Genomic DNA, 14,849 nt, shown 5'->3' on the forward strand with positions numbered 1-14,849 from the left:
TCAGGCTACAGTTCAATTCCTTTTTCCCGCAAACGTTCATGCCATTCTTCACTGGCTTTATTCAAGTCATAACCTTCTTTCGACAGGTAGTTATTAATCCGGCCTTTGTATTTACCAAACCAGGCATGTTTTGCTTTTGATGAACCGGCATCCATCGCTTTTTCGCGCGCCTCAACCAACGCATTCCAAATGTAGGTTTTCTGGTCTTTGGTCAAGTCGGGAAGCATATCCAAATAGCCATCCCAGGTATGCACCAACACACTGTAAGTCATACCATTTTTAACTTCATCAATTTGCTCCGCAGTCAGTTCTTTAGACAAGTCTTTTAAATACGATTTATGCAGTTTAGCCAGATCCTTTTCGCGCTTGGCGTTTAGCTTCTCAATCTCCTTTTCTTTCTTGGCCTTTTCGAGATCCGATTTTTTCAGTTCCTCTATTTTCTCGTCTGTGGTGTCGTGAATGCCATTCAATCGGTAATACTGTGCCGCAATTAAGTCCTGCACCTGCTTCTCTTTCGCGGCATCCTTCAAATCCATGGACTCAACAATTTTTGCTGCCCTTCCGGATACGACTTCCCAATATTCTTGATTGGTAAACTCTTTATAATTCATTTGCTGTGCCATTCCGCTCAGGCTAAAAACCAGGATCGACACAAAAGCGATTAAACTTATCTTTTTCATCTTGTCTGCTTGTTAGTTTTATTGAAAAATTGATTTTAAGTAAGCCACATTGGCTCCGAAATTTCCACGAACATCGCGTGGGTTATTGGCGTCTCTCGACCGTTCTACAATTAACCAGCCACTCCATCCCATTTTATCGAGCGTACTCTTCACCTTCTGCATGTCAATCTCGGGATCGTTCTCTAACCAAACGCTATCTTTATTGGTTGCGTGTATCTGGCAGATCCGGTCGGCTCCCAGTATTTCAAGTTCCTGGTATAAATCGCGTCCGGCTTTCAGAGGGTTTGAGAAGTTGAAACTAATTTGAATAGCCGGACTACCAATTTCGTCCAACAGTTGCACTTCACCCGTTGCATCCAGTGCGGTTTCGATTCCAATTACGACTTCAGCTTCTTCGGCATATTTTGCCACCTCTTTTAGCCGTTCAACAATAGCCTCGCGGCGTTCCGGATGTTGCACAAGGTCACCTTCGACGCCCAAAGGCAGAAATCCAACTTTTGTGCCAACCTTTTTCATGCTAGTAATGCAATCACGAACCGCCTGAACTGCAGTTTCCTTATAGGGGAACGATTGAGCATAAAAACCGGACATGGACAAGGCACAAATTTCAATTCCGTTATCTTTTGATGCCTGTAAAAACAAGTTCAGCAATGAATCGTTGGCCAGCTTGTTATCGAAAGTTGGTCTTTTCCCCAGACCTCCCATATCCACTTCCAATCCTTCAGCTCCAATTTCTTTCGCCAAAGGAAAAGCACTGAGCTTTTGCCGTTTTAGAATCATCAGGTCGACAACAGCAATTTTATACTGTTGTTCTTTTTCGCTTTTCTTACTTGCTGACTGGCAACTAACCGTATTCAGGCATAGCGCAGCAAGCAAAAAGAGACTTATGATTTTATAGTTTGATTTTTTCATTTTCATGTTAGTTTGATTTCAGTCTACATCTTTCGAAGCCAGAAAACAGCGTCCGAATCCTTGTTGGCTTTCAGCTGAACTGATTTTCCTCCTTTTACCCGAACGGACTTACCGACCTGTTCGCCTGATGAAGGGGCAATTTGAACAAGCTGATAATTTCCGTTTGGAACTTCGACCGAATATTCGGGGTTTTTCCCATTCAAAAAGAAGATACTTCCTCCACCTGCTTGCTCTAATTTGTAGACCCCCTCTTCAGCAACATCCACTACGTTCATACCGGAAGCCGCGTCGAGAAAACCGTCAACTTTAATTGCAGGAATACCGGCAAGCGACCCGCCAGCCATAAAAACAGCCCACGCCCACTTATCCGATTGGTCGAATGAATACATGACTGCCTTTTCGGGGAAAGCTTTTTTATAAGTAAGTACATCACTGTATACCTGATCGAACGAACGTTTTCCGATCTTCTCCAAACGCATATGCTGACGAGGCGCTAAATGTTGACCGCCAAGTGGTGCAAATTGGCTACCGTCGTCACGACTCGACCAGTATCGAATATCAATCAAGTCAACGATTTTTGAGCGAACCGGGTCAGCCAGAATAGAATCCTGAACATCTTTGGTAGCGCTCAATCCTACCAACTCATGAATACCGGTTTCTTTTTCCCATTCAGCAATCGCATCCAGCCAGAACTGCATGAAATGAAGCGGTCCGGTATATTCGGCACTCAATAATTGAATGACACCATTATTATCCTTGAAATTATCCAAACACTGCCGGATGAACTTTCGATGCAATTCGCGACGAACCGGGTTGGTTACATCGTAGAAATGCTGATCCATAAACACACGCTTGTCTCCTGCAAAAGGTACTGGCTCCGGAAAGCCGGTGTTATTGATATTATTGACTGTTCGCCAGGGTGAATCAACCCAGTGTGCGCCTGCTTCAATAATGTTGTGTTGAAAATAATTTTGATGAATCAGCAATAGCCCTTCCTGATCGGCCATATCGGCAAATTGCTTCAGGCGCCCCCAGTACCAAGGGTTGTATTTCGTCAAGTCATACTTGCTCAGGCCATCCCAAGCCAACTCTTTACCGCTACGGGCAAAAGGCAATTCGTAGTATGGAGCCCAAGCCTCACCATCCATCCTGCGGATGCGCTCGTGATCATCGCGACGGCGATCATACCAAAGCGCATAATGCTGCTCAGCCCCAATCATATTTGCATCCGTCATCCATTGGATGACATCCGTCAATCGATCGGTATATCCGGTTCCCAGTCTTCCCGGCACATAGCGTGTAATTGCGGGCTGGGCCTGTTTCACTTTTCGCGGACGCAAGCTACCGTTCCACCATGGCACCGTATGTCGTTTACCGGTCAGCACCTCTTCTCCGCGAACTAACCATCCGTTATCAACATGCATTTTTGGCGCTAATTCCTTCGGCGCATCGGTCGATTTTTTGATATTTAGCCTGCTGTATGCAATTGCATTTTCTGAAGCTAATGAGATTGGATTTTCGGCTGCCTTTTGTTCGATGAATTCAATCAATGTAACAGCCGGGTGTTCTGCAAATTTTGTTAGCTCTGCAGCTTCTTCCAAAGTCGGGCTACTCGTTTCATTGGTTGTTATATCAATCACCGGCGATTTGGGTAGTTTATCAGCCCCAATACGCTCGCCTAGTTGAGCAAAAAACAGACTTCGTGGATGAATATGCTCATTGGCATTTTTCCAGTAGCCATTGCCTGCAAATTGTGCCCAGGCACCAAACGCCCAATTAGTCGCTCCCGGTGGGTTGTAGCACTCTATTAATGCCGCAGAACATTGCCAGAACATGCAATTGGCAGCCGTCCATCCGGCGCCATGGTCATGCATTTCCCGATTCCGGAAACTCAGCGCATTACCATCAACATTTACAATATCGAACAACGCTCCCGATGCCCAACTATCAACAGTACCGCTAAAGCTCGAAGCCAAATGCGATTCACACTGCACAAATGCATTTGGGCCGGCAGCACATGCTCCTGTTGAAAAATCGTGATACCCAAACTCCGCATACAAGCGCAGAAACAGACACTGCTGACCTTCGGTAAAAAAAGTATTGCGACGCAATGCTGCGATCTCGGACACAGGATCAAACGACATACAATCCTGGACAGTAATCCGCGATGCTGATTCGAAAACAGCAACAGCAGAGCCAGCCAGATTTTTAAATTGAACTCGTCTAACCCACGCATCCGTCGTATTTTCAAAACTGATTCCATTCCAGCAATGTTCTTCATCTTTCACATTGTCCGTATTGAAATCGGAAATAATACTCAAGTTCTCTATTCCAATGTGATTAATCCTTTCATCAGCCTGATAAGCTTGAACAAAAGCACCTCCGTATTTACGATCAAGAGCCGTCGTCAAGGGTGCATCCAGCACCAGGGTATCTCCTTTTACCGAGACCACGGTCCTATCCCATCGCAAATCTCTTCCCCCGGGCTTCCACCCCAGCCAATCCGTTTCGCCACCAAACCAATTCATTTGCAACAAGTCAATCCAGTTTTGGGTTGAAGGGCGTGTAATGGCCACTTTTGTGCCTACCGGAAACATCGTCGTATCTTCTACCTTCAACTTAAACGATCCGACAGGAACGTAATCCTGATTCAGCCCTACCTGCTTCTCATTCAGTGTTACCTCTTCCCCTTCGATCCGAATCAAAGTTTCACGGCTAATACCAGCGGCTTTTAAAACCGTGCCGTTATTTCCGAAACCGGCTCCGCGAATCACAATTCCGGAATCATGAATCATCAATCGGCCAGCCAGATTATACTGCCCCGGCTCTAACAACAAAGCACCTCTAAAACCATTCTTATCGAGAGGAAGCCCCGCCAAATAATTAATTGCTTGTTGCAAGCTTGCCGTAGCATCACCTTTTGTTGGCCCCAGCATCACTTTTACCGGAACAAAAGGAATATTCTCGGAAGAAGCCTTGTAGCCACAATAGGAAAAATCGGGAACCCGATTTCCCAGCGTGTCCGCTGAATAAACCAAATTCCCGATTTCTGATAGCTGAAGCGGCGGTGTTTGTTCTTTTTTCTTCTGCGCATTTGCAGACCAAATAGCTCCTAAAGAAAGTAGTAGCAAAAAAACATGTTTCAACATCTTACTCATATTTCTTTTAAAGCGTCCGGACACCATCTTCATTTTTAAAGTTTTAATTGATTACCAAAGTTTACCGTCTTTTTTGTTCAACGTATCGTAATCATTCTCCTTGTTGGTCCAATCAACTTTCACAGTCGGATCAATTCCGTTAATGTATTTTTCGATGTTTGTATAACCATCGCCGTTAAGGTCTCCGTTAGCGTCAGATGGGTCATTCGGGTTCAATTTATACTTTTTCTCCCAAGCATCTGGCATACCATCGCCATCAGAATCTTTGTAAGGTGTTCCTTTGTATTCAGGATAACCGCCAACTTGAGCAATATCGGTAATAATTCCTTTTTTGTACGAATCTTCCGGCAAACGACGGTATTTAAAATGAGGAACATGGCTTAAATCAACATTCTTCGGATATTCGACAACACCGGTTTTAACCTGCTTGGTAACACGCGCATCTACAGCATCGCGTTTGGGGAAGGTAGCACCTGCATTGTCCAACACATATTCGAAAGCCTCTTTTGCAGGATAAATAGTCATATAAGGCATCGGATGCGGGTTATCCCATTTGATGTAGGGCGTATACTCGCCGGCATCTTCCATCTCTTCGATCTGCACACCACCATCCCAATTGTCTTTTGTTACTTTATCGTTTCCTTCAACAACGTTTCCATTCACATAAACCAAGCCGTAAACTTTCCGGCCATTCATGGTATAACGCGATTCAGGCTTCAGTATTCGATGCCCCACTGGTGAATCAGCAGGCGTTAACGGACCAGGTTTAAAATAGTTATTGATGATGTTGTAACGAGCAGTCTGGTCTCCACCATCTAAAGAACGGTGTACCCAGTTAAACAAAACATTATTGACAAAATTGAAGACACCATTCCAACCGATCGATGGATTCCTTCCGGTATTATCAGCCCAAAGGTTGCGAATAAAAGAACAATTCTCGCCACCAATGGTACTTCCAAAAGCATGATTCCAGGTATCCAGTCCTTCAGAAAAAATTGAATTTTGGATGGTGATATTCACGGTACCCAGTTTTTCTTCCGGTTTACGAGGATCAGTCAGATACATGTGACGATAGATCGACATGTTTTCATCGAGTCCCCAGCTGGCCGAAATATGATCGAGCATAATGTTTCCGACCGGGTTACCACCAATGGCATCGTCACGACGACCAACCCAGGTTTCACCCCTGCGGAAACGCATGTGACGAATGATCACATCGTGCGTATTAATCCAAACAGTTTCACCGGCAATACAAACGCCATCGCCAGGTGCTGTTTGTCCGGCAATAGTGATATAAGGTGCCCGGATAATCAGTGGAGATTTAATGCGGATGATCCCTGCAACATTGAAAACAATAATCCGCGAACCACCAGTTTCGCAAGCTTCGCGAAAACTACCAGGACCATCATCGTTCAAGTTAGTTACTGTAATTACTTGTCCACCACGACCTCCAAAGGTGTACATACCGCCACCTTCAGCACCAGGGAAAGCAGGAATTACAGCCTGTGGCAAATCAGTCGGACGCTTTGCCCAAGGTACATATGGTTTCCCTTGAGCGGCTTCTTTTTCGATAGCCGGTATCGCTTTTTCCCAAGCTATGTCGGAATGCTCTTCCGCTGCCTTCATCAGTTCTTCTGCTGCATGTTTCACTGAATCCGGAATTGTTGGATACTGTGCATACACAGAACCTGAATAGAATGTGCAGGCTGCTAATGCAATAACGACTCCTAATCTTCTAAACTTCTTTCTCATAATATTATACTTTTCTACAATTACCTCTAGATCAATTGCTTATTTTCATTTCAATTATTAAACAAAAACTATTCCCTATATTTTTAGCAAATAGCAGTTACCAATAGGTGAGGTGCCGCTAATTGGATCACACCCAACGGGGCACAAGTAGTGTGTTTTACTTGTAGCTTCTTCATTAAACATCTATTTCCAGCACATCGGTTAATGAGGTTTAATTGAGTGCAACATGTTCGAATTCATTTTGAAATATCTTAACAGAAACACTTCTCTCATCATGTTACGTCTTCAAAAATAATACAAAAATGATAACGTTTACATTTTACAGGGCACTATTTACGAGTATTTTAAACTTTATTTTTAAAACTAACATGTAATCGTTACAACACCAGAATATTACTTTTAAAAATAGGTTGTAGAACATACTGAGGGTCTCTTTTAGAAAAATTAAAAAATGGTTTAACATGAAAACTCCTTTTTAAGGAAAGAAAAAAACCGCTGAGAATAATCTCAACGGTTTCTCCTATATCAGTTAACAACTCGTCAGTCTGTTCTAGAGTGACTCATCATCATAAATCGAGTTTCTATTCATATAACGCTGGATTACCTTTCGATGCTGAACCACCGGTAATCGTAAAGTCCAGGTTATTCAGATTGGCAAATGTGACAGAAACTGTAGGTCCTGCGAGTGGATTATTCACCGTATTTGAGTTTGCACCGTACAATTGAGCTAAAGAAGTTCTTGTAGTCATCGACACTGCATCGGCCGCCTCATTTGTTGACGGGTTAAAGTTGTAGCCATTAGCTATCTGTCCGGTCCTTGTTGAATACGAACCATTGCTGATATTGGCAAACAAACAATCTTGCACAAAGATACCACCCGCGTATGATTTTCCCTCATAGTTGTAATCTTCAACCAGGAAGATTGGAGCTTCATCAGCAATTGCAATCAAGGTCGTGTTAGAAAGCGTAAACGTACTTCCCAAGGTGTTGTTATTTAAATTCTTACCAGCGTCAATTCTCACCAAAGAATTTCCACGTGTATAAACATCACCTTCAATCGTACCACCTTGAGTGGCTACCTTATAAGCTGTTGATCCCTCGATTGTAATATTTTTAACAGCTGAACACCAATATGGGTTACCTGCCTCAAATTTCGAGTTTACGCCTTCCTCGTCCCATTTTCTGAAGTCAATCAGGCTACCGTAAATATTTGCAAAAGTCGTATTCGAAATCGTAATACTCTCGAGTCTTTGGTAAGCCTCTTTCGGCGAGTAAATCGCTGATCCGGTATAATTAACAACCCAACAATCCTGAATATTGATACCAGTTGCCTCAGCAGGAACACCTTGTTCCACAACATCCATATTGGCACTTTGGAACGTAATGAAGTTTTCTAACTCATTATTACCATCGATGTTTAGTCGCATCAAGTTGAGCATACCGCTTTGTTCCTGGTATTCAACAGCCAATTTAATCGTTACAGTAGAAGCTTGCGTACCGTCGTAAGACTCAGGTCCCATCAAGTAAATATCGCCGGTAGGCATGGGGCCTGAATATTCGTAATCGGTTGTTTGTTCAGCAGAAAGCGTAATTGCACCGCCGCTCGACATAAATTCTTCGATAGCCATAGCCAATTCGCTACTGTTGTACACAATTGCTCCACCTGACATTGATGTTTTCAACGTATAGCGGCCAACAACTCCGCCGTCCTTATCGATCAGTTCTGCAGTATAACCAGTAAAAGAAACCAACCCTTCAACGGTTATCGAAGTAGAAGAAGAAGGAATCTCCATTTCAACAACAACAGCCGTTTCCTCAGCATTCGGATTCAGATCATCTTCATTCGGCGTCACGACAATTTTCTTTGCCACCCCGGCACCAATAGGTTTCCATTTAAAGGTTGCTGTTGTTGCAGTTGTTGCAACTTTCGTATTACTTCCCACGATGTCGTCAATAACAGACTCGAATGTGATCGTTGCCGCATGCCCCTGAGTTTCGTTCATATAGGGCATAATTTCCACTTCGTATATTGTTCCGCTCAGGAGTTCTTCATCAACCAGCACACTATAATCATCAACTCCTTCTATGTGAGTAACTTCTTTGACCGTTGAGATTGGCGTGCCACCTTCTTCAATCAGTCCCTTATAGGTGGTCACTAAATAATGAGTAGCAGGAGTTTCGTCCCGATCTTCCCACGTATAAGTTCCCATATTGTACGTGCTTGAGAATTTATCTTGATCAAGCGAATAAGTCAGGTTAATCGGCTGAAAAATGAATACTTCATCCCCTCCGTCTATGTCATCTTTACAGGCATTAAAGGCCATAGACATACTCAGTACCACCCCAAGAAGTACCAAGTAATTTATAATTTTTTTCATATTCTTATTTTTAAAGAATTCTGTTCAATAATTTAATTTGAAGCGTAATATTATTCTGCCTGGAAATCAAATGTTCCCGCAGCACCAGTCTCAGTACTCCATCCTTTTGTCTGCACCAACCAATCATTTTGGGTAAGCAGGTTTGAACGGAAGCCACTCACATAGTAGTTGTTATTCCATGTAAACACATTCTCTTGCTGCAAGTACTGATCCATATAATTGGACAGTTCCGCTTCTTCAAAATTAGCATCATACCAAGCGCCTAAGTCCTCCAATTGACTTTGAAAGTTGGCCGAGTTTGGATCGGCTGCGACTAAGTTAGCCTCAGCAATCGGATCATCTTTGCCGGAAACAGTACCTGTGTATTTAAGGAAATAACCTCGGCGTGCGCCACCGGCCATTGGCTCTACACCAATCTTGTTACAGGTATTATTTGTGGTAATCGCTTCGTCTCCTCCATCGTTGAACAACATCCAGCGTTGCATATCCCAGTAGCGTTTACCTTCGTATGCCAACTCAACCTGGCGCTCGTATAAAACGGCGTTAAATGCATCCATTTTTCCATTTGGATTATCAATCTCTCCGGCACCTACCCTGTTGCGAACACGATTGATGTATTCCGCAGCCATGGCTGTATTGCCAACACCTGCGTAACCTTCGGCCATGATTAACAAAAATTCAGCATAACGATATTCCATGATGTTAATTCCCGACAACGAATAATTCGTACTGGATGCACTGGCATTTCCAGACATTTTACGCACAAACACGGGGCTCTGAATATTATCATTCTCGCCGGCGAAATAGTTAGTAGAACCCGATTGCCACATGTAGGTATATAAGGTGTCTGCAGTATTCTCCTGGTAAGGCCAAATTACCCCGTTAAATGCAAATGTGCGATAAAAACGAGGATCCCTGTTCAAAAAGAATTTGAAAGAATCGTAACCGTTTCCGGGAGTTGGACGGGAACCGTCAGCCATTGGAAATAGATCAATCATATCGCGGGGAACAGCAACGCCCCCACTACCACCCTGACTAGCCAGGCGCAAACCATTTTCCCAGTTGTTTTGGTAAGCATTGCTCGAACCGCTTTCCGGGGCATTCAATAATTGAATGACAATTGCCTCCATATTACTTGACGCACTGTAAGCATCTTCGCTCAACATTTCTTCCCAATCTTTTACAGAACTTCCATAAAGGCCATAACCTTCAGCCTCCAAGGCGGTTTCTGCCTCCATACCTGCATTTACAACATCCTGCCATCTGGATGCATCTTCCCAGTTCGGGTTAAACAGCGGACTGGCATAAGTTAACAGCACACGAACTTTTTGGGCCAGCGCCGCACAGGAAGTAGGACGTCCATAGTCTGAAGCAGGATCGCTCCAGGTACCGGGAAGCAACTGGGCTGCCATATCCAAATCAGAAATAATTTGCGCAACCGTTTCTCCTGTTGTGGAACGAGGAATTTTGATCGATTCATCATCACTTGATGAATTTTGCACACTGGTCACAATTGGAACACCACCATAAACCTTCATCAAGTCGTAATATTGTAAAGCACGCAGATAATACATCTGCCCTTTCACTTCATTTCTGAATTTTTCAGAAAGGTAATCAGCTCCGTAAGCATCTATCTTCTCCAGAACATCTGTAACGTACCGAATCCGGTCGTACGAATAGTTCGTAACCGAACTGCTCAGGCGGTCAGGACCAATGTATGATGGAAACATGGAGTCATCTCCGGTTGAATAGGATGCATTTGTTTGAATCCACTTATACGAAGAAATTCCTCCTCCACGCTCTTCAGTAAGGCGAGACGGCATATTTGTATAAACTCCGACCAAATTCCGATCAGGCGAAGTAAAACCCGAAAAATAGTAGGTATAAAGTGTCGCCACGTGGCGATTCAGCAAGTTTTCACTTTCGTAGATATTATCTCCAAAGCGGTCAATTGGCCCGGCTTCCTTTAAAAAATCTTCACTGCAAGAGTTGAACGCAGTCAGAATAGCCAGCCCTAATGTTATATGTTTCAGTATATTTTTCATTTGAATAATCTTTAGTATTAAAATATAATCTTCAATATCCTGATTAGAACTGAACATTTACTCCCAATGACCAGGAACGTAAAGTCGGATAGCCGGCCGTTGACGAGTCGTACATATTTCGATATTTCTTCGGATATGGATTGTATAAATCCCACAGGTTATATCCAGTCACAACAAAGGAAGCTTTATCGACACCGATAGCCTTCATCCAATCTTTTGGTAGATTATAGCTTAAAGACATATTTCTTACAAAGCATCTGAATGTGCCTACTTCCCAGAAATCTGATTCGTTCAGGTTGCCGGATACAGATGAAATTGGGTAACGCCCAGCCGATGGATTGTTCGGATTATACATATCAGCCCAAAAAATCTCAGGATTCCAGAAGAAATCATTGGTGTATGATTGTACTCTGTCAATATATCTTACACCTCCCCACGAAGTGCTAATCTGTGTTTTTAGTCCGAATGATTTATAGTTAAGTCCCAGGTTCGTTACAAACCCATGATGGGCATTTGCTTTTGAAAGCTCGTAGAAATCCTGGCTACCATCTTCACCAATACGACCGTCGGCTTCGCTCATCGAGCCATCGTCATTGGGTTTACCATAACGGTCCTGGTAAGCCAAGTTACCCAATTGCATTTGACTTTTATCGGTAACACCAAAGTAGTAAGCTCCATCGCTTCCTGCAGTCGTAGCATTTTGCGACAGGTAGTCCCAATAGCTATCTATATCTCCCTGGGTGCGAAGAATACCATCGCCACCCGAAGTCGCTGTCCAGGCTTTATAACCGAACGAAGGACGGATGGTTGATTCGCCTTCCTTCATGCTAACATCGGCAGGATACCGATAGTTCGATTCGAAATACTTCACAACCTTGTTGTTACTGCGTCCCCAGTTAACACCAATGCTATAGCGCAATTCGGAACCAATTTTATCGCTCCATTGTATCTGTGCTTCATATCCCCAGGCATCAATCGCGCTGTAGTTTTGTTCCGTGAAGGCTCCTCCTGTTGTAATCGGAGATCCCAGCTGTGCACTCATCACTGTCAACATATCTCGCGACATATCGTAGTAAAAATCAAAGCCCAGCGTCAGACGATCGTCCAGCACGCTTGCATCAATACCAAAGTTATTTTTGTAGGTTTTATCCCACTTAACATCCGGGTTAGGAGATTTCCCAGGCTTTAAACCTTCGACTTTGTTACCTCCGTCTTCGCCAAACCCTGTACCACCGTCTGAAGTATAATCATACTGTTGCAACCAAAGCCATGCACGTATATTATCCTTACCGGTAACACCAAGCGAATAACGAATTTTTAAATAATCAACCCAAGGCAGTGCATTTTCAAACCACGATTCCTCAGACATGACCCAACCTAAAGAAAGGGAAGGAAATGTCCCCCAATAGTTATCCGGGGCAAATTTTGTAGAGGCATCGCTACGAATAAGGAATGACGCCAAATACCTGTTTTTGTAAGAGTAGTTCACACGACCAATGTATGACATCGAGGCATTTTGATATCTCATGACATAGGACCCATCCTGAATATCACCGGCAGTAGAACTACCCCCTAAATAGGGATCATCCGGGTTGGAATAGATCTTACGCTGACTGCTTCGGTATCCTTTGGAACGTTCTATTGCCCCCATCGCAGAGATAGTATGTTCGCCGAATGAACCCGAATAATTGACGTAAAAGTTGTATTGGTCTCTTTTGTTATATTGGGTATCATAAAGAATCTCCAAATCATCACCCCCATTATTTGTTGCCGATACAAAACTGGCATCAGGGTCGTACAGGTGGTGGTTAACCTGATTTGTATTTTCCTGGTACAACAACTCTACAGGAAGTGCGACCTGGTCGCCCTCGGTGTAGCTTTGCTGAATGCTGTAGGTTCCTTTCACCGATAAGCCTTTGATAAAAGGCACTTCATATTCCAACCCGAAATTAGCATTATAAGACATTGACTCTTCAATGGATTTGGAACCCGAAGCCTCATTTGCAAAATAGTTCCATCCCGCCATGCTCGATTTCGAGTTGACCGAAGATGCCGTAGTCGCAATCGTCGTTCCCATTAGCGGAGAGAAAAAGTAGTTATCGTCTTCATACGCTACTTCCCATGGGATATGCGTTGGCATGTGCAAAAGAACGGCGTAATCACTTCTCGTCCCTGTAGCATAACCATTCCTGATATTTGCGCTGGCTTTTGTGTACGAACGTTCCAGATTTCCCTTGTTTGCACTAAGGTTTGCATTCAATTTTAAGCCATCTGCAACTTTCACCGTTACATTTGAACGGAAGTTATAGCGTTGATAGTCCTGCGACCCCAGGTTTGCTCCCTGATCAAAAACAGACATCCCTGCATAATAGGTCGCATTGTCTGAACCGCCGCTAACCCCTACCGAGTGTCTTTGTGTCATACTCGCCTTCCAGGCTTCGTCAAGCCAGTTGTAATTGGCGCGGGACATATCGTAGATCTCGTTAATCGAGTAAAGGTCATTTACTTCCGCGTCGCCGGTAATATCCACGAGCGTATTCCAGTAATTACCGTATTCTTCTCCGCTTAAAACTTTACCGTGGCTGATTGCATCGTTATAGGTAACTTGCCCGGAATAAGTAATTTTTGCAACTCCTCGCTTTCCTCTTTTCGTTGTAACAATGATAGCACCTTGCGCCGCACGAGCTCCGTAAATTGCAGCACTCGCATCCTTAAGCACTGTTATATTTTCGATCTCAGAAGGGTCCAGCATATTAAACTGTTCCAAGGTTGGAAGGCCGGTATTGGCATCCAATTGCATCACATCGTCAATGATTACAAGAGGAACTGAAGTACCTCCGTCTTTCGACAGACTAAAAGTCTGGCGAATGCTCACATCAGCCGATTCACCCGGCCGACTGGAAACATTGCTGATATTAAGCCCGGGAATTACCCCTTGCAATGATTCCGACAAATTTGAAACCGGAAGTTCGGAAATTTCCTGCGCTGATACAGTAGCGACAGCAGCAGTAAGAGCTCCTTTAGTTTGTGTTCCGTATCCTACAGCAACAACTTCTTCAAGTGCAATATTTCCGGAGGCCATTGTAACATTAATGGAAGTTCTCCCTTTTACCGAAATCGTTTGAGTTTCCATTCCGATAAACGAAAATATAATAGAACCGTCGGCAGGAACTTGTGCGAGCGAATATTTACCGTTGACATCGGTTATCGTTCCGTTTGTTGTTCCTGCGATAACAACTGTAACGCCGGGAAGCGGGCCAGTATCGTCTCTGACTACCCCCGATACAGTAATAACGTCTTCAGATTGCATTGTAGCCGAAGGTGAGTCAGCCGACACAATAACGATCTTATTACCGGAAGCAAGATTGTATTCAAGGTTTTGTCCTGCAAGAACCTCGCTCAGAACGGTCTCAATTGATGCATTCTCTGCCTCAATGCTTACCAATTCATCAAAATTCACATCATTACTTTCGTAAATAAACTGATAACCTGTGCTCTCTTCAATTCTGTGTAGAATGGTTGACAACTTCTCATTTGAAGCTTCGATAGTAATTGTTGAAGCAAGAGTGCCAACCGATGCTGTAGCTTGTACATGTGTAAATAACATGAAAGCAAACAGCAGACACGTCATTTTCGCCGGAAAAGGTAGTCTCCCAAAACCCGGAGCTAACTTAGAATAAAGACCTTTTCTCATAAAATTTTGTGGTTTAAATTAGTAATTATCGTGTTCATATTAGTTAAATAGTGCTGGTTTGAGAATGCAACAACTTTTCCTAAACTTCCATCGTCTTTACAACCAGCGACCTCTTCATTCGGCCAAGTAGTAATCAAATGGAAACGTTTACATGGAATGCCAGTCAGGTTTTTATTTTGTGATTGCAACAACTCTGAGCTAACCTGGAGTAAAGATTTGTTTTCGTAGAA

At 43.5% G+C, this 14,849-nt stretch carries 7 protein-coding genes; all 7 read right to left on the reverse strand.

The annotated features are described in order from the left end of the window. Positions 1-5 precede the first annotated feature (5 nt). The 7 genes from GJV22_RS10010 to GJV22_RS10040 all read right to left on the reverse strand — a co-directional run bounded on the left by GJV22_RS10010 (position 6) and on the right by GJV22_RS10040 (position 14,619). Positions 6-680 carry a DUF3826 domain-containing protein gene (locus GJV22_RS10010; RefSeq protein ID WP_205461820.1) on the reverse strand — a complete coding sequence of 225 codons (675 nt, stop codon included), beginning with the start codon at positions 678-680 and terminating at the stop codon, positions 6-8. Between the two features lie 18 nt (positions 681-698). Beyond that, a complete protein-coding gene (locus GJV22_RS10015) occupies positions 699-1,592 on the reverse strand; it encodes a sugar phosphate isomerase/epimerase family protein (RefSeq protein ID WP_163712458.1) in 894 nt (297 codons plus the stop codon). A 23-nt stretch (positions 1,593-1,615) separates the two neighbouring features. Beyond that, a complete protein-coding gene (locus GJV22_RS10020) occupies positions 1,616-4,783 on the reverse strand; it encodes a DUF6298 domain-containing protein (protein ID WP_205461821.1) in 3,168 nt (1,055 codons plus the stop codon). Positions 4,784-4,801: 18 nt separating this feature from the next. Further along, positions 4,802-6,502 carry a pectate lyase gene (locus GJV22_RS10025; RefSeq protein WP_205461822.1) on the reverse strand — a complete coding sequence of 567 codons (1,701 nt, stop codon included), beginning with the start codon at positions 6,500-6,502 and terminating at the stop codon, positions 4,802-4,804. Positions 6,503-7,083: 581 nt separating this feature from the next. Then, entirely contained in the window at positions 7,084-8,880 is a 1,797-nt protein-coding gene (locus GJV22_RS10030) for a hypothetical protein (RefSeq protein WP_163712462.1), read from the reverse strand. A 50-nt stretch (positions 8,881-8,930) separates the two neighbouring features. Continuing rightward, complete coding sequence (locus GJV22_RS10035; protein ID WP_163712466.1) at positions 8,931-10,925, reverse strand: RagB/SusD family nutrient uptake outer membrane protein; 1,995 nt, start codon at positions 10,923-10,925, stop codon at positions 8,931-8,933. A 43-nt stretch (positions 10,926-10,968) separates the two neighbouring features. After that, a complete protein-coding gene (locus GJV22_RS10040; protein WP_163712468.1) occupies positions 10,969-14,619 on the reverse strand; it encodes a SusC/RagA family TonB-linked outer membrane protein in 3,651 nt (1,216 codons plus the stop codon). Positions 14,620-14,849 lie beyond the last annotated feature (230 nt).

The sequence above is a fragment of the Mangrovibacterium lignilyticum genome, assembly GCF_010882175.1.
GTDB classification, from domain to species: Bacteria; Bacteroidota; Bacteroidia; order Bacteroidales; family Prolixibacteraceae; genus Mangrovibacterium; species Mangrovibacterium lignilyticum.